The following is a 21,075-nucleotide window of genomic DNA, read 5'->3' as shown; positions in this document are numbered from 1 at the left end:
GCTTGTTTTTTACCCAGCTTGTCTGCTGCCGAATTGTTGGTTGTTCATCAAGTTTCCTCGATGACCCTCACATTCTTGGTGTGTCTTTGTTTAGTTTTCAATGTGCTCGTCGTCACCACGTGACAACTTTTATATCATACCACCCTGCATTGGAGAAGTCAACACTTTTTTTCGACTTTCTCAAATGTTTTTTCGGATAGTTGGTCTGTCATTTTCAGACGAACATTAATATATCACGCCACTTAGTCAGAGTCAAGCCCAAATGGTAAGAAATTTTCATAAGTTACAAATTCAAAAAAAGACCGGGACAAAATCCCAGTCTTTGATCTATTAGAAGCCACTTGCGCCGCCGCCACCACCGGAACCACCGGAGGAGCCACCACTGAAGCCACCACCGAAACCACCGGAGTTACTGCCGGAGTAAGAGTGGTCTTGGCTATAAGCGGAAGCCGAGCTCACGTTAGATGAGATGGATTGGCTGAGGACATGGCTGTAGAGGCCTGTATTATAGTACATTGGATAGTAGGTCATACCTTCTACCAATTCTGCTTGAGTGAATTGAACCTTGAGGGCATCCAAGACCTTATCCGCTATCCCAAAGGCAATGGCATATACTAGGTATTCTTCCCAAAGAGCTAGGGAAGCAATGTCTCGCATATTCATTTGCCCCACATCTTCTAGCATCTTGGCAAAGCCATGCCACTCTTGATAGAGTTGGTCTTCCTCTGCCGTCCGGAGTGGTCGGACAGAGACAGTAATCATAAAGATCACATTCAGGACGATTTCCAAGAGGGCTAGGCCCAGTGCAATCCAACCTACTTGTTGTAGGAAGGGATGATTGGTGGCCATAAAGCCTGCAAAGAGGGCTGCCCCACCTAAGATGACATTAAGGATAATGGCCCCAATAGCTTGGAAACGTAGGCTATTATTCTTGTCTCGTGCCGATTCCACTAATTGTGAACCGGCGATGCTAGCACGGCTTTGGAAGTTTTCGTAGGCTGCCAAGCGCTTCTTGGCAAAATGCCGGTTCTTCTTCATGCGTTTTTCCAAGTCTTCTAGGGTGACACTGGTTTCATCATCTGGGAAGAGGAAGGTCAAGACTGCCCGTTCGTGACCTTGAAGCGGATAGTCGGCTACCTCGTCTGTCAGCTTGGTGACACGCGCGGTCATGGAACTATTGCTGAAGATGCCGCGATTTTCGCGACGTTCTTCCTCTAGCTCCAAATACCCCTTACGGGCTAAGTCAGCAACTGTTGCTGAGAAGTCATCGGGATTAGGTTCCCCACTAGACCGGAAAACAGCGGAAGTAACAACTGCTGGCGCCGTATGTGATGGCAAGTTGTAGTTGTGAATGGGTAATTGAACCGGATTAGGATTCAACTCGCGACGTAACTTAAAGTATTTACGCCAGAGGTGAAAGGGAAGCAAGGACATGAGAATCATAGCTCCCCACTGGACCGCACTAGTGGTATACTTCTGGCTTTCATAGGCCTTGCGGTCTGCTTCTGCTTGGGCAGCTTCCTTAGATTCAATTTCTGCCTTCATATTCTGATTGACGACATTGGTGTTGTGTGGCGTCAAGGACGTTGGGAAAATGGTATGCACTTCGACAAAGCGATTGGCTGGTGTTCCATTAGACTTAAGAATCACGACAGAGCGCCCATTTTCTTGGCCCAGTTCTACTGTCCCGCTTCCGGTCCCACCGTGGGCCCAGGCTTTGAAACTATCCTTATCGGTAATTTGGCCTGGTGGCAGAATGACCTTGGCAGTAACGTCTGTTTTGAAGTCAATCCCTTCCCCAATTAGCTTACGGTTGAATTCCGCAGTATCGGCATAGTTGGTCACGATGTGATTGAGGGTATACTCGGCCACAAAGGTTACCTTCTTATTGCTAACAGGGTAGTAAGCCTTGAAAGTTCTGATGTCACGGTTGGATTGAATGTGGAAGGTCTTAGGCCGCTTGGAGTCCAACTTATCCTCAGTGAACTCTTCAAGCTTGTCCCCATTTTCAACGCCGACCTTATAGGCGCCTAATTCAAAGCCACCTGTATCCACCTTGAGGAGGGCACCATTCATGAAACTGGCGTCAAAGACCCATTTCTGGGTGAATTTAACGTTCCCTTCAGCCGTAATCTCGGCAGTGACATCTTGATTGGTAATCTTATAAGATACTTCGGCAGCACGTATCTGGCTAATAGGTCCCGCAAGCGCGAGCACTAGGGCCATGAGTGCTAACCAAAAGAATGAGCGTCGCTTCATCTTATTTTCCTCCTTTATGGGCTTGTGACGTTGGTATTAGGCTTGGTCACTACTTGGTGTTCCACCGCGTCGACCAAGACCGTACGGGTACTTGCTTCATCTTGACTATAGGTAATCTCCCAAACAGGCGTGTAGACATCAAAGTCCTGCAAATTAACCGTACGATAGTAACCTAGGCTAATTTGTTGGATGGTCGAGCCATCCGGAATATAGGTATCGACCCGGGTCTCCAGAAGTTTGAGGGCATCCTTAACACTAATCAGCGCAATGGGTTGGTCCAAGACCTTAAAATCACTCTGATAGGTCTGGGTGTATTCCCGCAATTGGAAATCCGCATTGAAACTCAGTCGCAACTCAGAACTCCCGTCCAAGACAGGGTAGCCATCATAAGCCACCATGTAGAAGGTTAGGGTCCGAGATTCTGGACTAAAGGACCAAACCGTATATTCTGCCCCCCGAACAAAATATTCAGGCCGATCCAAGAAATTACGGCGAATGTCTTCTACCTGCTCCTGGGTCAAGGTCTTGCTATCTCGATCAAGTCCGAGACCCAAATCCAGTGGCTGATCAAAGGTCGATTGTAAGATCCCATTATTATAACGGGCAGTCTGACCTTGAAGGGTGCCACGCTCCTTGTCGAGGACTTGGCTAGTTTCCGTCTTAACAACGGGCAGCTGATAGCTTTCGTTAGATAGGGTCTGGTTGATTTTGATGTTACGGTTTTTGAGCTGGGTCTCAATGCTGACATTGGTGACTTGCGCACTATTGGTCTGTCTGACCTGCTGCTTGGTAATCAGGGTAAAGGCCAGATAGGCATCGAAGAAGATGAAGAAGACTAAGAGTAAAATCTGGGTCCGTTTAAAATCCATTATTCTTGGCCCCCTTCATCTAGGGTATCTACACCTTGTGGGCTGGTCCCCTCGCTACTTGCTGCATCTGAACTTGAGGCATCCTGGTTATGTCGTAGCTCACCGCGATTAAGTCGTTCCAAAGAGATATAGCGCCCCTTATATTCGATATAGTACTTAGGAATAAAGGTCACCAACTGGAAGTTCTCCATATTGGCCTGCCATTCATAGGCCACAAAAATCTGATCCAGGTCAGTCGTCACCATACCCTGCTCATGTAGCTGGGAGACCAAGCCACTTGCTGAATCTAGGTCGGTTGCTTTACTCTTGTCGTCAATATGCGAACGCAGGCTCAGGAAAGAGCCGGAAAAGCGTGTCACCTTGGGCGACAAATTAAATTGCAGGCCTAAGTAATAAGGTGAGGCATCCGACATGAGCGGATAGCCGTCTAGATAGCGCCGGTAATAGAGTGTATTGGTGCTATTATTGGTGGTCAAACGCAGGCCTTGGGTCCAGACTCCGTATTTCTTCATTTCGGCAAATGAATCCATGATGACTTGGTCGCGGTTAAGAGCATTGCGGTTCTGGCTAGCTTCACTTCGCGCAGTATAGACATGACTATCAGAGTTGACATCGAGTTCTAAGTCAAGGGTCTTGTATTTTTTCTCCCCGCTCTCACCGCTATCCGTAATGGAGTAGTTGTCCGAACCAAAGAAGAGACCAATCAGATTAGCTTCCGATTCTTTCTTAAGGGTATAGACCTGACTTGGCAGGCTAAAGGCTTCGGTCCGAATCAGGGCCTTGCCCTTGGCTAAAGGCACTTGAGACATGGCGGTCCAAGAAGTGACATCCTGGGTCACCGTCTGATAGAGGCTGGCAAAGTCCCAGCCATTGAGGGGCACCCGGACATAGGTCTCATCGACCTGATTAACTAAGTAGAGAACTTGGGGCTCCTCTTTCAAGAGCCAGATTTGGTCAGCTTCAAAATCGAGTGGCGGGCCGTCCTTAGACTTGAACCATTGTCCCCACAAGGAGACTGGCAAGCGGTCAGCAAAACGCAGAATCAAACGAGGACTGGTCGACATGTTAGCAAAAGTCGTTGAAGACTCTACCACATCAAAGTCCCCCCCTAGTTCACTCGGTGTCTGAGCTAAGGCTGCCGTCACCTGGTCTAGATGACTGGTACTAGCCTCCCAGTAACCGCCTGCTTCATAGGCATCTAGGGCTACAGGAGCTAGCACATCGGTTAACTTCATGCCAGCAACTTGGCGATTGAGACTGTCCACTTGCTCATTACGAACCGTTTGTTGTGGCGTTTGCGAATTAGCACCATAGAGAAAATCAGGGTTGGTTAGAAGCAACCAAGAAAGGACCCCGCTGGTGAGGACAGCCAGAATTAAGGTAATAGGAATAAAGAGACGGCGAATCATCAATCATCCCACCCTTCATCATCAAAGTCCATCTGCAGATAAGGAAGATCAAAGCCAAAGGTCGAACCCTTGCCTTCCACACTGGTCGCCCAGATTTTCCCACCATGCAGTTCAATGATTTCCTTGGAAATAGCCAGACCAAGCCCTGTCCCCCCTTGCTCACGTGACCGTGCCTTATCAACACGGTAGAAGCGTTGGAAGAGATGTGGGATATCCTTCTGCGGAATCCCTAGCCCCTGGTCCTTAATGGACAAGTGGACATGGGAATGGGAGTCTTCAATCTTGACGACGATGACACCCCCATCAGGAGAATACTTGATAGCGTTGTTTAAGATATTATCAATCACTTGAGTCACGCGGTCCTGGTCAATTTCCAGGTAAATTTCTCGCGAGGTGAAATCCCGCTTAAGCTTGAATTTCTTCTGGTCAGGATTCTGTTCCAACATAAATTCAAAGCGGTCCAGAATATGACTGACCATGCGTTTAAAGTCGATGTATTCTAGGTTGAGTTTATATTGACCTTCATGAATCTTGGATAGATCCAGCAGATTACCAATCATCCGCATCATACGGTCGGTTTCCAATTGAATGACATTGAGGAATTGAGGTGCAATGACCTTGTCCTGCCAAGCCCCTTCGCGCAGGGCTTCGGTATAGGACTTGATGGAAGTCAAAGGCGTCCGCAATTCGTGGGAGACGTTGGATACAAAGTCCCGCCGTTCTTGCTCGGTCTTCTCTTGTTCGGTGACGTCTGTTAAGACACAGACAACCCCGGTAACAAAGCCGGTCTCACGGCGAATAACGGAGAATTCTCCCTTGAGGATGGAATACTCCCCATGGTCTACCCAATCCATGAGGATTTCCCGGTCATCACCTAGCAAGTCGGTCAAGGTATATTGATCCTTGAGCCGCAAGAGGCGAATAATGGAAATCCCGATGGCGGATTGTTGGTCGATACCTAAGAGTTGTAAGGCCCGCTCATTGACCAGCAGGACATTACCACGCCGGTCGGTCGCAATCACCCCATCAGTCATATAACGGAGAATCCCGTCCAAACGTTGACGTTCGGATTCAATCAATTCTTGAGAGTCCTTAACCTTGACCGATAATTCATTAAGGGTCTTTGCTAGTTCGCCCAACTCGTCATTACCAAAAATCTTAGCCGGGTAGTTATAAATCCCCTCCGAAATTCGCAGGGCTTGTTGACGCATGTTTTCAATGGGCATGGTTAAGCCTTGAGAGAGCACCAAGGCTAAGATAAAGCTCCCCACAATGGCAATAACCGCTGATTGGATGAAGACACTCATGACACTTTGGGTCTGCTCATAGACCCGGTTCATATTGGCCGTTACTCGGACCGCCCCTACCACCGTATTATTCGACTGACTCAAGATAGGCTTAATCGTGGTGTAGGTATGACGCTTGTTATTGACATCATACTCTGAAAACTTAGAAGAGCGTTGGCTAACCAACGCTTCCCTCACATTATTATCATTGGTCTTGGCCAGTGCTTCTGACTGGTCCAAGGCGTTATTTGACGCGATAATCCCATCCTTGGTATTGATGATTTGGATACGGGTCAAATTACTATTTGAGAAGGTATCAATGACCTGAGTCAGACGGGCGCGTTCATCCGTCTCACTCAAGCGTTCTTCTAAGATTGGCGTCACATTGTTAACCAAGAACTCTACCTGGGTATCGATTTGATCCTGGTAGTTCTTGAGCGTACGGCTCTCGTATTGGTTAACGAAGTAGACCCCCACGAATTGGAAAGCAATCAGCAGAATAATAATGATTTGAATCGGAATTTTAAAATGGATCGATTGAAATAATCGTCTGATTCGCTTCATATGCTAGAACTTCCTATTCTTGATCTGGATTCTTCAAGAGGTAGCCGACCCCACGACGAGTCACAATATAAGTTGGGTGGCTTGGAATATCTTCAATTTTCTCCCGTAGACGACGGATGGTCACGTCGACCGTCCGCACATCCCCGAAGTAATCATAGTCCCAAACAGTCTCAAGGAGATGTTCCCGGGTCATGACTTGGCCAATGTGGCGTGCTAGGTAGTGGAGTAATTCGAACTCCCGGTGGGTCAGTTCAATTTCTTCCCCGTGCTTAGAGATAATGTAGGCATCTTGGTGAATAACCAAATCTCCTACTACAATCTCGTTCTTGTTGACTTCTTGTGGCTCAGGTTCCTTGACTAGATTGCGACGCAAGTTAGCCTTAACGCGGGCAATGAGTTCACGGTTAGAGAATGGCTTGGTGACATAGTCATCTGCCCCTAACTCTAAACCCAAGACCTTGTCAATCTCTGAATCTTTGGCGGTTAACATGATAACTGGTACAGCGGATTGTTTGCGAATTTCACGACAAACTTCCAAACCGTCCATCTTTGGTAACATGAGGTCTAAAATCACTAAGTCTGGTTGACTCTTCTCGAATACCTCTAATGCTTGTTCACCATCATAAGCTTTTTCAATGGCATAGCCTTCGTTTTCTAAGTTAAAAGAAATAATATCAGAGATTGGCTTTTCATCATCTACGACTAGAATCTTTTTCATATGGTTCATCCTTTCTCATGACGTTCTAGGTTCAAATGGGTGAGCCTTCCCCTTAAGGTCTCACTCCTTTATTATAGCGGGTTTTGCGGGAATATAAAAGCCCTTACGCTCAAGTTTTCTACTTATGTCAAAGCTTGATACGACTTGTAACCTAATAGACAAGTATTTGAAAAGAAACCTTAAACAAAAGGTGGGGCCTCTCGTTTAAGGTTTCCAAATTAAAGGCGTTTAATCATTAGAAGATGATAACTGGCATCCCGACTTCAACTAATTGGTAAACTTCTGCCATGGTACCTGGTGGTGTGTTGATACAGCCTAAAGAACCACGCGATAGGTAGGTTTCGCCCCCGAAGGAAGCTTGCCAGTTGGCATCGTGAATCCCTTGGCCAGTGTCATCAAATGGAATCCAGTAATCAACGGGCTGTTTGTATTCCACCTGAGTATGTGGGTTGTAACCCTTGAGGGTTGAAGGAGACTCCTTGTTCCAAGCCGCGTAGGCCCCGGGGATAGTGGTCGTCCCAGGGCGACCGGTTACGACTGGTGTTTCCAGTACCTTCTTACCATCCTTGTAAATAAACATCATTTGGTGGGCAATGTCGACTTCGACATAGCTTGGACCGATATCATTTTCCTTGTCGGCATAACCCGTCCCAACAACCGTTGGTTCACGCTTGATGGTACCACCCTTGTTAAGGTCTGCTACAATCTTCTCTGCTTCTGTCTCGGAGTCAATGGACCAACCTAGGGTCCCTGGCTCTACATCGACAACCCCAGATAAGGTTGAAGCAAATTTACGCGTTTTATTGATGGTCGCGTATTTGGTGTTGAGTTCCTTAACATAGTCTTGAACCTTGCTTTGGTCTACTACCAAGTTATTAGACTCATCGAATTGAATCCAGTCATTGATTTTATCTTTAGGAACGACTTCTTCCTTGCCTGAGATAGTCAAGGTAATTTTGGTATCCGCGACCTTGTTAATTTGATCCATGACTTGGGTAATCTTAGGATCGTCACTCTTGATTTTTGGTGCTTGATAAGCCGAATTGATTTCAACCGAGGTGTTACCTGATTGCACTTGAGAAACAATCAGTTCCTTAACCTTGGCTATATCTAATTGGTTCCCGTCCTTTTCAGGGGTGACGTGGTAACCTTGACCGTTAGAATACTCGATTTTAGCATCTTCAGCCGCTGTCCGGTTTTGGTTGTTCAAGCCAAAGCCATCCAAGGTCTTGCTTAGGTTCTCATCGTTAAAGGCCACGTGATTGAGCAAGACGTTCTTATATTCGGTAGTATTGAAGAAGCTACCTACCCAACCGGTTGGGTCTTGTGAATTATAGGCTGATTCCAAAGCCTTGTTGGCATCTACTTGGACACCTGCTTGTTCTAAGGTAAAGCGACCTACTTCCTTACCATTTTCCAGAATGGTCACTTCCTTCTGGTTAAGGTCTTTACCAATCTTATCCTCCGCTTCCGCTAAGGTTAAGTTGGAAATATCCAAGGAGCCAAATTTAGTGTTGGCCTGGAATTTCTGGGCGTAGAAGCCTACACCGGCACTGTAGCCCAAACCAGCTAATAATAAAACTGTTGTCGAGCCAATGATCAATCCCTTTTTCATGATTTCTCGTCCTCACTTTTTCTCTTATTCAAATACAGATTTTAGCATCGAATTGTGAATTTTCTTTGACCCTTCCATTAATTATTCTATATGATTTTGTTTCTTTTGTAATATGAGGGTCTCAATGGCATGTGAAACGCCATCTTCTTCATTGGTTAAAGTCACAAAGTCAGCCTTGGCTTTGAGGTCGTCTGAGGCATTGCCCATGGCTACCGCACAGCCGGCAAAATCTAACATCTCAGCATCATTAGCCGCATCGCCTAGAGCCATGACTTGCTCAGGACGCAGACCTAAGTGACGGGCCAACTGGTCTAATCCACTAGCCTTAGAAACACCAACCGGCAGAAATTCTAGGATAACCTTCTGGCTCCGCACCATGGACAGAGCTTGCCAGTCGGTCGCCTCAATGGTCGGAATCCAAGCATCTAGCACTGCTTCCGGCGCCAGAATCATGGCCTTATTGAGTTGGCTATTGGCCAGGAAGTCTTCGTCGGAGATTGGCGTTACGTCTGTTTTAAGAAACTGGGCGTCGCGAGCTACCAAGGCATTAGGCGTTGGATCCCCTACTAGGTAGATATGGTCGCGGTCAAAGGCCACCAACTGAGCACCCTGGTCCTTGAGGGGCGCCACTAGTTCCAGCGCCCGTTGCCGCGCCGCTTGGGTCAAGAAGCGTTGGAAGACCGATTGGAAAGGCGCCTGGGCCGACAAGGTTTGCGCCCCATTTTGCAGAATCATAAAGTCCGACTCAGTTAAGAAAGGCAGCTCCGCCACATAGAAATCCACCCCAGGCAGGGTCCGACCGGTACAGATGACAATCTTAATGCCGGCCTCATGCGCCCGAGCCAGGGTGGCGACGTTGGTGGCACTAATGGTTTTTTGGTTGGTCAGCAGGGTGCCATCTAGGTCAATGGCGATTAAGCCAATATCCTGAGCTAGTTCTTGGCCAGATTCCTTGCTGTCTTCTATTTGTTCGGCGGCCATTTGTTGGAACTCGTTAAGGGCAGGCGCCGCCGCTTGGCGTTTGGACTCGGCTTTTTCTGCCACTTGTTGGCACCAGGTCTTATCCCATTGGGTGGCTAGGAAGTCCTCTACCTCTATTTCCTTTTCCTTGCGGACCATGAGCAGTCCATCGCCTAAAGGCAGGAGGCAGGCCCGTTGATTTTGATCGGTCAAGACGGCTTGGAAGAGTTCATTGAGCTTGCGATGAATCTTGCGCACGCGCTTAGGCCGTGTATCTAAGGCATCCATGATGGTGCCCGCTTGCAGGACATCATCAATCAATAGGACGCCCCCCATCTTAAGCAGACGCATACAGTAAGGATAGAACTCCAAGTACTTGGCCTTGGCACTATCCATAAAAATCAGATCATAGTGATTAGCCGGTAAGGTAGGCAGGATATCAGCCGCATCCCCTTCTAGGACTGTCACCTTATCCGCCAGACCGGCCTGCTCAAAATTGGACTTAGCCCGTTCAAACATGAGGGCGTAGCGGTCAATCGTGGTTAAGTGGCCGTCAGATGCTAGGTGTTGAGCCATAAGACTAGCCGAAAAGCCAATGGCGGTCCCGATTTCCAGGATTTGTTGCGGCTGGGTTGTAGCACAGAAAAAGTCCAAGAACTTGGCTGTTTCGTGAGGGACCACCGGAATCCCATTGGCATTAGCAAAGGCCTCCAACTGACCTACGACTCCTTCAAAAGGCAGTTGCCCCTCCCGCATCAAGTCGATTATCTTCTGCATGACCACTGGCCGGTGCATCATCTCATTCAACATAGTCCTGTCTCCTTCTCCTGACTTATTCACTGTCTATTATAATGGAAAAGACTTAAAAGCAAAAGACCCAGCCCTTCTCATCAAACTTTTAGGTCTGGATTTGGTGCGAGAAGGAGCCTTTTGGGGTATTTATATAAGAAGGAGGAAGCGCTATGTACCATCAAGAGGCAAGATTTTATCAGCTTATCAAGCAAAGAGGCCACTTATCCCAGGAGGACCAGGCAGACTACCTGCGCCTCCTGACTGGCTTAGAGGGCGAGGCACGGCTTGCCCAAGTGATTCAAGACTTGGGGTTGGCTGCCTTTTACCTGACTGATTTGTGGATTCCCCTGGGAAAGGGCACGCAAATCGACGGGCTTTTGCTGGTGCCCCAGAGGCTCTACCTGGTGGAAATCAAGCATTATGGCGGGCATTTTCTCTATCAGGGATTTGCTTCCAGACTCAACGGGCGGCCTTATCAGCACGACTTACTGGGGCAAGTGGCCCGAGCCCAGAGCCTGCTCCAGCAATTTCTAAGGAGCCAGCGATTAGACTGTCAGATAGTGTCCAAGTTGATTTTCAGCCAAGACCATTTGCAGGTCGAGGGCTTAGATTCGGAGCAATACATGCTGTGGCCGCAGGCGCTAGCTTGGCTTCAGGAGCTGGCCGACCAGGTGGCAGGTCAGCCTTGCAGTCGGCGCCAGCAACTAGTCTTAGATTTACTGAGACCACTCCAACATGCCAGCCCCTATCGGCCGCGCCAACTGACTTCCATCGAGAGTCAAACTCTGCTAAGCGGCATTGGCTGCCCCCGGTGCTTGCGGCTGGGCATGAGTTGCAGTCGTTATAAGGTTTCCTGCCCGCATTGCGGGTTTTGGGAAGATAAGGCAGCCGCCTGTTTGCGTAGCATCTGTGAGTGGGCCTTGTTAAATCATGACCTGCCGCTGAGTCGCTCGGCAATTTCCAACTATATGGGAAGCAAGCAATTGGACCGTACCCTGCAACGCCAACTAGCTCAACACTTCCACCCACTCCACAAAGGCCACCACGCTTGCTACCAAAATGACTATGCCACCGTTTATCAGTGCCTGTCACAGTATGATGGAGTCTGAAGTTTGGGAGCCACGTCGCGTTGGAGGTCCATCGCGACATGGCGACCTCCCAATGCGACATGGCGCACTCGTTTTGCTCTCTTTTGGGCGGATTCGGACTATTTGGGCTCGAGCCACGTCGCGTTGGAGGCCCAACACGACATGGCGACCTCCCAATGCGACATGGCGCGCTCGTTTTGCTCTCTTTTGGGTGGATTCGGACCCTTGAAGCTCGTGCCACGTCGCGTTGGAGGCCCATCGCGACATGGCGCACTCCCAATGCGACGTGGCGCACTCGTTTTGCTCTCTTTCGGGGGGATTCGGACCCTTGGAGCTCGTGCCACGTCGTATTGGAGGCCCATCGCGACATGGCGCACTTCCAATGCGACGTGGCGCGCTCGTTTTGCTCCCTTTTGGGTAGTTTTGGCGCCTTTGAGGTGGAGCCACGTCGCGTTGGAGGCCCAACGCGACATGGCAGGCTACCAATGCGACGTGGCGCGCTCTTTTTACTCCCTTTTGGGCGGATTCGGACCCTTGGAGCTCGTGCCACGTCGCGTTGGAGGTCCAACACGACATGGCGGATTCCCAATGCGACATGGCGCGCCTTTGTCTTGGCACTTCAACAAAAAAGCCACCTCCGAGCTAGGTCAGAGGTGGCAGGCCTTTTTCTTATGATTTGCTTTCTTGTTTGCTTAACTTGTCAGCTAGGCCACTAGCGCGTAGGCCCCACTTGATGAGTTCAACTAACACAATGATGCTGAAGGATACAGCGAGTACCAAGCCCCATTGTGGTAGGGTTGGCGCAGTCACGTCGAAGAAGTCGTTGATGCCTGGAATGATGATAACGCCTAGCAACATAGCAGCTGATAAGAGGCTGGCACCGTTGAGGAACTTGTTATCGAAGGCTTTCCCTGTGAAGAGAGAGGTGAAGACATACTTGACGTTGAAAGCATGGAAGAGTTGAATCAAACCTAAGGTCGCAAAGGCCATGGTTTCGGCCAAGTTTTCTTGGTGGTACCATTGACGGGCTAACTGGTAGATGAAGAGGGTCAAGGCACTTTCCAAGACCCCTTGATAGAGGATACTTGGCAGAATACCGTTAGATAAGAAGCTAGATTCCTTAGTCCGTGGCGGACGATTCATCACATCTGGCTCGGCTTTTTCCATCCCCAAAGCGATGGCTGGGAAGACGTCTGTCACTAAGTTTATCCATAAGATATGAACAGGTTGCAAGATGGTCCAACCTAATAAGGTGGCTACGAAGAGGGTAATGACCTCACCCAAGTTAGCTGACAAGAGATATTGGACAGCCTTCTGGATGTTGGCGAAGACCTTACGCCCTTCTTCAACCGCCACGACGATGGTTTCAAAGTTATCGTCAGCAAGGACCATATCAGAAGCGCCCTTGGACACTTCGGTCCCAGTAATCCCCATGCCGACCCCGATATCTGCTTGTTTGAGGGAAGGCGCATCGTTGACCCCATCCCCGGTCATGGAAACCGTCTTACCTTTAGACTGCCAAGCCTTGATAATACGCACCTTGTGCTCAGGCGATACGCGGGCGTAGACTGACAAGTCTTGAACACGCGCTTCTAATTCTTGATCAGAAATAGAATCGAGCTCGGCCCCGGTCATGACGTGATGGTGGTTGTCTTCGTTTGGATTCAAGATGCCTAGACGTTCCGCAATAGCTTGCGCGGTTTCAGCGTGGTCACCGGTAATCATGACGGTCCGCATGCCGGCCCCTTTGGCTACAGCAATAGCATCCGCAGCTTCTTGACGCTCAGGGTCAATCATACCGACCAAACCAGCAAAGATTAAGTCATGTTCTAATTCCTCAGATTCGAACTTGCTAGGCAATTGATCAATAATCTTATAAGCCCCTGCCAAGACACGTAAGGCCTGACGCGCCATGCCTGTATTTTCGGTCAAGATAGCTTGGCGATCAGCATCGGTCAAGTCGGTCACTTGGCCGCCAAAGTCCTTATGAAGGCAGCGTTTGAGCAATTGGTCTGGCGCCCCTTTGGTGGCTACCAGGTAGCGACCATCCGCTAGCGGGTGAACTGTCGTCATCAATTTACGGGTAGAGTCAAATGGAATCTCGCCCACCCGTGGGAAGCTAGCCAAGCGTTCAGCCAAAGGATAGCCCTTGTCTAAGGCAAACTTAACCATGGCAGTCTCGGTTGGATCCCCGATCAAATTACCTTCGGCGTCCACTTCCGTGTCGTTAGCCAAGACAATGGAACGTAAGAGCGGTAAATCTAAATCTAAGTCTTCAGAGGCCTTGTGGAGAACCCCATCATAGTAGGCTTTTTCAATGGTCATCTTGTTAAGGGTCAAGGTCCCCGTCTTATCGGAACAGATAATTTGGGTCCCACCCAAGGTCTCAACGGCAGGCAAGGTCCGAACCAGAGCCTTACGGTCAGCCATGGTTTGGGTCCCGATAGATAGGATAATGGTCGAAATAGCTGGCAAGCCTTCCGGAATAGCAGCTACGGCCAAGGAAATAGATACTAAGAGCATGTCAGTAATCTGACGGCCACGCAACAAGCCAACGATGAAGGTCACAGCCGCAATGACTAAGATCATAATAGTCAAGGTCTTACCCAAACGGTCTTGGTCGCGTTGCAATGGGGTCTTGGTTTTCTCCGCGCTCGCTAACATGCTGGCGATATGGCCGACTTCGGTATTCATCCCAGTTGCTGTTACAATGGCTAAAGCACGACCGTAAGTTACATTGGTGCTAGAGAAGACCATGTTATGGCGGTCCCCAATCCCGGCACCTTCTTCTGCAATCACGCTGATGTCCTTATCAACTGGCACCGATTCCCCAGTCAAGGCTGCTTCTTCAACCTTGAGTGAGTTGGCTTCAATCAAACGCATATCCGCTGGTACAATATCTCCAGCTTCCAATAAGACGATGTCGCCTGGCACCAAGTCATGAGACTTAACGGTCATGACATTGCCATCACGGCGGACACGGGCGTCAGGTGAGGCCATTTCCTTGAGGGCGTCAATGGCTTCTTCAGCCTTGGCTTCTTGGACTACCCCCATAATGGCGTTAAGCACCACCACTAGGAGAATGATGACCGCGTCGTGCCACTCGTGGCTGGCCACGAAGGAGACAGCCGCCGCAATCAAGAGGATGATAATCATGAAGTCCTTGAATTGCTCAATAAACTTCTGCAAGAGGGTTGAATGAGCTTCGGCCTTGAGTTCATTAGGACCGAACTCTTCCAAGCGTTGCGCAGCCACTGCAGCTGTCAAGCCCGTCTCAACATGGCTTTCTAAGCTGTCAATGACGGCTTGCGCCTCTTGGTTAAAGGCTGATAATTTTGTTGACATAGTAACCTCCTATTTGATCCATTCCTTCATGCTGGCCGCCCCAGCTTGTAAAAAAAGACTTATGCCGCCACCCAACGAGTGAATCAGCATAAGTCTCACTATTTCAGTCAGTACCAGCAGCAGATGCTACATATTTGTTGATACCAACGAGCTAGGCTCTAGTTACTCCCTTATGAAGTCAATGGTTATATTACTCTTACTATTATAGAGATAAGCTACCAAAAAAGCAAGAAAAAAACACTTGCTATTTTGGCTTTGACATAAGCGGCGATCTTGACGATAGAGGCCGGACGCGCTAGGATAGGAGTGAAGAAATGAGGAGGGATTGACATGACAAAGACAGGCAAAATCATTCGTGTAGTAGGCGCCGCCATTATCCAAGATGGCCAGGTCCTCTGCCTCCAGCGTGGCCAGCAAATGAGCCTAGCCGGACTCTGGGAATTTCCCGGTGGCAAACTAGAAGCTGGCGAGACAGAAGCCCAAGCTCTGGCGCGGGAAATTAAGGAAGAACTGACCCTCGAAATTGAAGTGGGTGACTGGGTGACGACGGCGGAATACACCTACGAATTCGCCACGATTCAGCTGGCGGTTTACAAGGCTAAGATTCTATCTGGCAGTCTGACCCTGCTCGAGCACCAGGCTAGCCGTTGGGTCCAGCCCCAAGACCTCATGAGCCTAGAATGGGCACCCGTCGATATTCCAGCGGCTCAGCTCTTGGCCCAAGAAGGCTCCTCACTATAGAGATAGACAAAACAAAGGCGACCAGGACCCAGTCCTAGTCGCCTTTATTTTAATGTCTGCGGAAATCAACAAAGTCATCATGCTGATGCATGTTGCTGTCGATGAAATAAATCAAGGTTTGCAGCTCATTGGTTAAGTCCACGTGTTGCATACGAACATGACTTGGCACATCGAAACGCAATGGCGTGAAGTTGAGAATCCCTTTGATACCTGCTGCCACTAAACGTTCTACCGCTATTGGCGCCTCTTCTTGTGGCACCGTTAAGAGGGCAATTTCAATGCCTTGGGCTTCTAATTGCTCTTCCAACTCATCAATTGAATAGACTGGCACACCCGATTGAATGGTTCCAATCAATTTAGGGTCTACTTCGAAGGCCGCCCCAATCCGCACATTATTATTCTTGCGGAAATTATAATGCAGGAGCGCATTCCCTAGATTCCCTACCCCAATAAGGGCTACAGAAGTCAGACGGTCTTGGTTCAGGGTCTTGGTGAAGAAGTCTAATAAGTAATCAACATCATAGCCATAGCCCCGTTTACCCAAGGCGCCGAAGTATGAGAAGTCACGACGAATGGTCGCACTATCCACTTTCACCGCATCACTGAGTTCAGTAGACGAAATCCGCTTTTTTCCGGCATTCTGTAAGAATCGTAAGTAACGATGGTAAATTGGAAGCCGGTTCACAGTTGCTTTTGGTATTTCTCTACGCATTTGATCACTTCTTTCACATAAAAATATTTTGCTTATTCTCCGGTCGATATCTTTAGTATACCACCTTACTAGGTCAGACTCCATTATTTAGGGGTGAACTTAATACAATTATTATAGTTCAGTAATAATTGTCGTACTCCTGCCTTATCACGCTTTCATTTACGTGATAGCACGAACTTCTCTAGGTGGTTTTTATGTGACGAAGGGAACGATGAGAGTCTTTCTCATAGAGCAAACCTTTTCAACTTGGCTTTTTTCGCTAAATATTCAACCCCCATTATGGCCTTATTCTAGCCACAATGGGGGTTGTTTTATTCGCTCAGTGACAAACGAAAGCGAGACCAGTCGCCCCGAATATAGTCCAGGAGGCCTAAATCTGAGCTAACCACCTGACCGACAATGGCCTGGCGGTCATCCGCTGGCAAGTCGGTCAGGCAAATTTCCAGTTCATTGGCATAGCTGCCATAGTTGGCTCGGCCCAGGACCAGATCCCCTCGCTGACGAGGCCCAGACTGGCCTACCACTTCTTGCCCACGCAAGGCTTGGCGGGTTTCTGAGGCCCGGATGACCCAATCGCTGGGATCCGGCCGGTTAGACCAGACTTGATCTAGCAAGACTTGCGGAGCCTGGGCCCGCAACTCTACTAGACCATCATTAAGACTGGCCAGACGACTCAGTTGATCTTGGCTGACATCACAATCCCCTATGTAGACCCGGTCCACTTGGCATTGTGACAAGAGATAGAGGGCCGCCTGCTGACTTGGCCAATGGCGGGTCTGCTCGACGGTGCAGAGGCCATCAAAGTAAGGGCCCCTAGCCACCTGGCCACTGACAAAGGCTAGACAGGGAATGCCTAAGGCATGCAGTCTTTGGTTTTGGGCCAGAACATAGTCTTGGCTGAGGCCACTATAGACCTTGGGATAATAGTTATGGGCAGCCCAGACCCGGCCCAGGGCCACCCCTGCTTGAGCTAAGGCTTCTAGCAAGCTTCCCGTAATAGTCGAAGCATTAAGGACCAGGTGACTGGACTGGCTGAGGACGGCCATCTGCTGGGGCGTCAGTCCAGCATCCACCCGCAAGGAGCCAAAGCCCCAGGCTTGTAGGCGGTCCAGGCCATAACGGTCTAGACTGCCCTCATTAATGTCCGCCATGACCTGGACCCCCTTTTCATGGCAGGCCGCCATGAGCAAGTCAAGCTCAACCGGCTTATAATGAGGGGTTAGGTTAAGACTGGTAAAGGCATAGCCAAAGCCCTGCTGACTAAAACGGTCAATCCGAGCCAGATTGTCGTCTAGGGTCTGATTAGTATAGAAGGAAAAGCCGACTACCTGTCCTCTCATTGTGAATCGCCACCATAGACTTGAGCAATTCGAGCTTCATCCACCCCGAAGAACCAGGTCAAGACAAAGCCACCTAGATAAGCCCCTAACATGGCGATGACATAGGAGATTTGTGTGCCCGGCACCATAATCAGCAAGCCGAAGAGACCAGACACCCCTTGGGAGACAGCCCCTAGATGGAAGAGGACCGCTAGGATACCTCCCAGACCTGAGCCCAAGCAGGCCGTAATAAATGGTTTACCTAGAGGTAAAGTCACGGCATACATCATGGGTTCACCAATCCCTAGGATGCCGACTGGCAAGGAGTCACGAGTTAATTGTCTCAGACGTTTGTTGCGTGATTTGAGGTAGAGGGCTAGACCCGCGCCGACCTGACCGCCCCCTGCCATCATCAGAATTGGCAAGAGATAGTTGACCCCGGCCGTTGGCCCTTCCGGATTATTCAGCATGGTGTGAATTGGGGTTAAGGCTTGGTGGAGCCCCACAGAAACCAGTGGCAAGAAGCCAACGGAGAGGATGAAGCCACCGAGGGCACCCAATTGGGTATAGAAGTAATCTAAGCTAGCATAAATCCCATCCGTGACAAGAGCAGCCAGCGGTTGAATGACAATGACCGATACCAGAACCCCGACTACGACGGTCAGGAGTGGCGTGAAGAAGGTGTCCAAAAGATCGGGCATGATACGACGAATGGCCCGCTCTAGGTAGGCGAAGAAAATCCCCATAAAGAGGGCAGCTAGGAGCCCACCAGCCCCTGGTGAGAAGGCCTTATTAGTTATTGGCAGAAGGATTGGCGCATCTGCCACCTTAGCTAAGAGAGGCATGCTTGGAACTGCCACGGACAAGGCCCCAGCCATGCCACCCAGAACAGCACTGCCCTTGAATTCTTTGGCCGCGTTCATGCCCACATAAATTGGCAAGAAGGCGAAAAGGGCCCAACCCATGGTCCGAATAGCTTGGAACCACCATTCGCCGGCCCAGGCATTCTGGTTGGAGACATTGATGACATTGGCAATCCCATTGATCATACCGGCCGAAATAATCCCCGGAAGCAAAGGAATGAAGATGTTGGCAATCCGTTGCAAGAAACGTTGCAGGGGCTTGTCATACTTAGCCTTTTGCTGGTCTTTGTTGGCCTTAGCCACTTGGTCGGCTGCTAGCTCCTCATAGCCCAAACTGAGACCTGTTAATTGAGCAAAGGCTGACCCAACTTGATTGACCTTGCCCGGTCCTAGGATGACTTGCACTTGGTCTTGGACGACTAGGCCCATGACCCCATCCACTTGCCTGAGGGCCTCTTGGTCCACTAGGGATAGATCGCGCAGGGTCAGGCGCAAACGCGTCATACAGGTTGCATTGGCTAGGACATTGTCCTTGCCCCCCACTAGGGATAGAATTCGACTTGCTAATTCATTCATGGTAATACCTCCTTAATTTGATCTTGCTTATTTACTGACTGCTGGCTGGCTTGGATAGCCTGGGCAATGTGGTCTTGATTATCAGACAAGAGGGCTTGGGCGCCCGCCAAATCACAAGCCGTTAAGGCCATGAGGATGGCGCATTTAACCTGGCCCTGGGCTGCTTGATAATAAGTCGCTGCCTGCTCCAAGGATAGGTCCGCGGTAGCGGCAATAATACGATGGGCGCGGTCAATCAATTTCTGGTTGGTGGCTTGAACATCAACCATGTAACCTTGATAGACCTTACCTAATTGAATCATGGCAGTGGTGGAAATCATATTGAGCACCAACTTTTGCGCTGTCCCAGCCTTGAGTCGGCTAGAACCGGCAATAATTTCTGGCCCCACCGGAATTTCGATTGGATAATCTGCCCACTGGCTAATCTCGGCCTCCTCCACACAGGCAAGGCCCGCCGTCAAAGCGCCCTGCTCCTTAGCATATCGTAAAGCAGCCACCACATAGGGGGTGCGGCCTGAGGCTGCGATACCGACTAAGACATCTTTGGCTGATAGTTCGAGGGCGGCTAAGTCCTGGACCGCTGCAGCTTGGTCGTCTTCAGCCCCTTCAATGGCCTGGGTCATGGCCTCTAAACCGCCAGCCATCAGGGCTTGGACTCGATCAGGGGCGACGCCAAAGGTTGGGGGACATTCCGAGGCATCCAAGAGACCTAGTCGTCCTGAAGTTCCAGCCCCTACATAAAAGAGGCGACCGCCTTGAGCCATAACGGGTACCAGGGCTTCTATAAAGGCATTAATCTCTGGCAAGGATTGCCTGACGGCTAAGGGGACTCCTTGATCTTCTTGATTCATGCGCTGGGTGATTTCGGCCACTGACAGGGTCTCAATGGCCTGCGACAGGGGGTTGGCTTGTTCTGTTGCTAACTTGCCTAGTTCCATAGTAGTTCCTCCTTCCTACAAGCTTATTATACCCCTTATGTAAGCGCATTACAAGGCGCTGTCTGGCTTTTTGTCAAGACATTTCTTGTACTATAATATTTCTTGCTCTGTCTTATCTTAGAAGACAAAAAAATGCCACAAGACCCCTTAGACTTAGAGGTCTTGTGACAGCTTATTTGATACAACGGAAACCAATATGGCTAGCCGTCACCAAGGCGTCAGCTCCATTGCGAGCACCTAGGCGATAGCGTTGGCAGTAAGAGGCATGACAGAGGAAGGAACCGCCGCGAATGGCGTACTCCCCTTTCAAGTCAGCTAGACTTGGAAGAGGTTGGGCCTGCTTAAAGTCCTGCAAAAGTTGGTAACGGGGATTGGCGCACCATTCCCAGACATTGCCGATGACCTGATAGAGACCCCAGTCATTAGGGGCATAGGTCTTGACCGGCGCTGTCCCTAAATAGCCGTCGGCCTGGCTATTAAAACCTGGAAAGTCCCCCTGCCAGGTATTGGCATGATAGCACCCATCGGCTTCTAGCTCCTGGCCCCAAGGAAAGGTCGTGGTCCGACCGGCCCGAGCCGCATACTCCCACTGGGCTTCAGTGGGTAAGCTCACCCCCGCCCACTGACAGTAGGCTAAGGCATCGGCCAAGGAGACATGGACCACCGGGTGGTCAGCCAAGGCGTCTGTGGCCAAAGCCCCATCAGGACCAAAAGGATGGAGCCAGTCGGCGCCTGCCACTACCCGCCACCAAGGTGTGCCAGGCACCCGCGGGGCCTTGGCTTCTAAGTCTTCTGACAGGAGGGCCTCAAAAACCAAGGAGCCTCCCGTCCGACTGGCAATGGTCTGGTAGCCAGTGGCCGCCACAAATTCAGCAAATTCTTGGTTAGTAACAGGGGTCGTGGCGATGCTAAAGGCCGCCACTTGCATGGGGATAGCAGGTGCTTCATAGTCCTCTACAAAACCCTGTCCTAGGGGCGCCCCCATTTGGAAGTGCCCTGCTGGTAACTTGACCCACTCCAT

At 49.8% G+C, this 21,075-nt stretch carries 15 protein-coding genes; 2 read left to right on the top strand and 13 right to left on the bottom strand.

The window, feature by feature from the left end; translation table 11 throughout:
• Positions 1 to 330 precede the first annotated feature (330 nt).
• The 7 genes from ACO53F_RS08115 to ACO53F_RS08085 all read right to left on the bottom strand — a co-directional run bounded on the left by ACO53F_RS08115 (position 331) and on the right by ACO53F_RS08085 (position 10,490).
• Positions 331 to 2,259 (bottom strand): DUF2207 family protein, encoded by a 1,929-nt coding sequence (locus tag ACO53F_RS08115; protein ID WP_485138027.1) that lies wholly within the window; start codon positions 2,257 to 2,259, stop codon positions 331 to 333.
• Positions 2,260 to 2,273: 14 nt separating this feature from the next.
• Positions 2,274 to 3,128: a two-component system regulatory protein YycI gene (locus tag ACO53F_RS08110; RefSeq protein ID WP_485138026.1), complete on the bottom strand. Its 855-nt coding sequence runs from the start codon at positions 3,126 to 3,128 to the stop codon at positions 2,274 to 2,276.
• Positions 3,128 to 4,537: a two-component system activity regulator YycH gene (yycH, locus tag ACO53F_RS08105; RefSeq protein ID WP_485138025.1), complete on the bottom strand. Its 1,410-nt coding sequence runs from the start codon at positions 4,535 to 4,537 to the stop codon at positions 3,128 to 3,130. Before yycH ends, ACO53F_RS08110 begins: the two co-directional genes overlap by 1 nt.
• Complete coding sequence (gene walK, locus ACO53F_RS08100) at positions 4,537 to 6,387, bottom strand: cell wall metabolism sensor histidine kinase WalK (protein WP_311466252.1); 1,851 nt, start codon at positions 6,385 to 6,387, stop codon at positions 4,537 to 4,539. The genes yycH and walK overlap by 1 nt, the downstream gene beginning before the upstream one ends.
• Positions 6,388 to 6,400: 13 nt before the next feature.
• Positions 6,401 to 7,105 (bottom strand): response regulator YycF, encoded by a 705-nt coding sequence (gene yycF / locus ACO53F_RS08095; protein WP_070756843.1) that lies wholly within the window; start codon positions 7,103 to 7,105, stop codon positions 6,401 to 6,403.
• Positions 7,106 to 7,340: 235 nt separating this feature from the next.
• Positions 7,341 to 8,720, bottom strand: coding sequence for a L,D-transpeptidase family protein (locus tag ACO53F_RS08090; protein WP_485138024.1), 1,380 nt, complete (start codon positions 8,718 to 8,720; stop codon positions 7,341 to 7,343).
• A gap of 81 nt (positions 8,721 to 8,801) precedes the next feature.
• On the bottom strand, positions 8,802 to 10,490 hold the full coding sequence (locus ACO53F_RS08085; RefSeq protein WP_485138023.1) for a Cof-type HAD-IIB family hydrolase: 1,689 nt from the start codon (positions 10,488 to 10,490) through the stop codon (positions 8,802 to 8,804).
• A gap of 152 nt (positions 10,491 to 10,642) precedes the next feature.
• On the opposite strand from ACO53F_RS08085, the gene ACO53F_RS08080 reads away from it, so the two are divergent.
• Positions 10,643 to 11,581 carry a nuclease-related domain-containing protein gene (locus tag ACO53F_RS08080; RefSeq protein WP_485138022.1) on the top strand — a complete coding sequence of 313 codons (939 nt, stop codon included), beginning with the start codon at positions 10,643 to 10,645 and terminating at the stop codon, positions 11,579 to 11,581.
• A gap of 648 nt (positions 11,582 to 12,229) precedes the next feature.
• On the opposite strand, the gene ACO53F_RS08075 is transcribed toward ACO53F_RS08080, so the two are convergent.
• Complete coding sequence (locus tag ACO53F_RS08075) at positions 12,230 to 14,905, bottom strand: cation-translocating P-type ATPase (RefSeq protein WP_485138021.1); 2,676 nt, start codon at positions 14,903 to 14,905, stop codon at positions 12,230 to 12,232.
• A gap of 330 nt (positions 14,906 to 15,235) precedes the next feature.
• Between ACO53F_RS08075 and ACO53F_RS08070 the strand changes: the two genes are divergently transcribed.
• Complete coding sequence (locus ACO53F_RS08070) at positions 15,236 to 15,646, top strand: (deoxy)nucleoside triphosphate pyrophosphohydrolase (protein WP_485138020.1); 411 nt, start codon at positions 15,236 to 15,238, stop codon at positions 15,644 to 15,646.
• A gap of 49 nt (positions 15,647 to 15,695) precedes the next feature.
• Here the strand turns inward: ACO53F_RS08070 and ACO53F_RS08065 are convergent, their stop codons facing one another.
• The 5 genes from ACO53F_RS08065 to ACO53F_RS08045 all read right to left on the bottom strand — a co-directional run bounded on the left by ACO53F_RS08065 (position 15,696) and on the right by ACO53F_RS08045 (position 21,075).
• Positions 15,696 to 16,358, bottom strand: a complete 663-nt coding sequence (locus ACO53F_RS08065; protein WP_035364830.1) for a redox-sensing transcriptional repressor Rex — start codon at positions 16,356 to 16,358, stop codon at positions 15,696 to 15,698.
• 311 nt (positions 16,359 to 16,669) lie between these two features.
• Positions 16,670 to 17,698 (bottom strand): MupG family TIM beta-alpha barrel fold protein, encoded by a 1,029-nt coding sequence (locus ACO53F_RS08060; protein WP_485138019.1) that lies wholly within the window; start codon positions 17,696 to 17,698, stop codon positions 16,670 to 16,672.
• The gene (locus ACO53F_RS08055) at positions 17,695 to 19,116 is read right to left on the bottom strand and encodes a PTS transporter subunit EIIC (RefSeq protein ID WP_485138018.1); all 1,422 of its coding nucleotides are present in this window, start codon (positions 19,114 to 19,116) and stop codon (positions 17,695 to 17,697) included. Before ACO53F_RS08055 ends, ACO53F_RS08060 begins: the two co-directional genes overlap by 4 nt.
• On the bottom strand, positions 19,113 to 20,054 hold the full coding sequence (gene murQ / locus ACO53F_RS08050) for an N-acetylmuramic acid 6-phosphate etherase (protein ID WP_485138017.1): 942 nt from the start codon (positions 20,052 to 20,054) through the stop codon (positions 19,113 to 19,115). The genes ACO53F_RS08055 and murQ overlap by 4 nt, the downstream gene beginning before the upstream one ends.
• A gap of 172 nt (positions 20,055 to 20,226) precedes the next feature.
• Positions 20,227 to 21,075, bottom strand: a complete 849-nt coding sequence (locus ACO53F_RS08045) for a formylglycine-generating enzyme family protein (RefSeq protein ID WP_485138016.1) — start codon at positions 21,073 to 21,075, stop codon at positions 20,227 to 20,229.

The sequence above is a fragment of the Abiotrophia sp. genome, assembly GCF_057275535.1.
Note: the sequence above shows the minus strand (reverse complement) of the source record. Positions and strands in the feature narration are given on the sequence as shown.

Excerpts from the sequence above, each read along its gene's own strand:
- walK (WP_311466252.1), bottom strand. The coding sequence starts at position 6,387 with ATGAAGCGAATCAGACGATTATTTCAATCGATCCATTTTAAAATTCCG.
- ACO53F_RS08080 (WP_485138022.1), top strand. The coding sequence starts at position 10,643 with ATGTACCATCAAGAGGCAAGATTTTATCAGCTTATCAAGCAAAGAGGC.
- ACO53F_RS08055 (WP_485138018.1), bottom strand. The coding sequence starts at position 19,116 with ATGAATGAATTAGCAAGTCGAATTCTATCCCTAGTGGGGGGCAAGGAC.
- ACO53F_RS08110 (WP_485138026.1), bottom strand. The coding sequence starts at position 3,128 with ATGGATTTTAAACGGACCCAGATTTTACTCTTAGTCTTCTTCATCTTC.
- ACO53F_RS08045 (WP_485138016.1), bottom strand. The coding sequence starts at position 21,075 with ATGGAGTGGGTCAAGTTACCAGCAGGGCACTTCCAAATGGGGGCGCCC.
- ACO53F_RS08065 (WP_035364830.1), bottom strand. The coding sequence starts at position 16,358 with ATGCGTAGAGAAATACCAAAAGCAACTGTGAACCGGCTTCCAATTTAC.
- ACO53F_RS08115 (WP_485138027.1), bottom strand. The coding sequence starts at position 2,259 with ATGAAGCGACGCTCATTCTTTTGGTTAGCACTCATGGCCCTAGTGCTC.
- ACO53F_RS08060 (WP_485138019.1), bottom strand. The coding sequence starts at position 17,698 with ATGAGAGGACAGGTAGTCGGCTTTTCCTTCTATACTAATCAGACCCTA.
- ACO53F_RS08090 (WP_485138024.1), bottom strand. The coding sequence starts at position 8,720 with ATGAAAAAGGGATTGATCATTGGCTCGACAACAGTTTTATTATTAGCT.
- ACO53F_RS08085 (WP_485138023.1), bottom strand. The coding sequence starts at position 10,490 with ATGTTGAATGAGATGATGCACCGGCCAGTGGTCATGCAGAAGATAATC.
- murQ (WP_485138017.1), bottom strand. The coding sequence starts at position 20,054 with ATGGAACTAGGCAAGTTAGCAACAGAACAAGCCAACCCCCTGTCGCAG.
- ACO53F_RS08070 (WP_485138020.1), top strand. The coding sequence starts at position 15,236 with ATGACAAAGACAGGCAAAATCATTCGTGTAGTAGGCGCCGCCATTATC.
- yycF (WP_070756843.1), bottom strand. The coding sequence starts at position 7,105 with ATGAAAAAGATTCTAGTCGTAGATGATGAAAAGCCAATCTCTGATATT.
- yycH (WP_485138025.1), bottom strand. The coding sequence starts at position 4,537 with ATGATTCGCCGTCTCTTTATTCCTATTACCTTAATTCTGGCTGTCCTC.
- ACO53F_RS08075 (WP_485138021.1), bottom strand. The coding sequence starts at position 14,905 with ATGTCAACAAAATTATCAGCCTTTAACCAAGAGGCGCAAGCCGTCATT.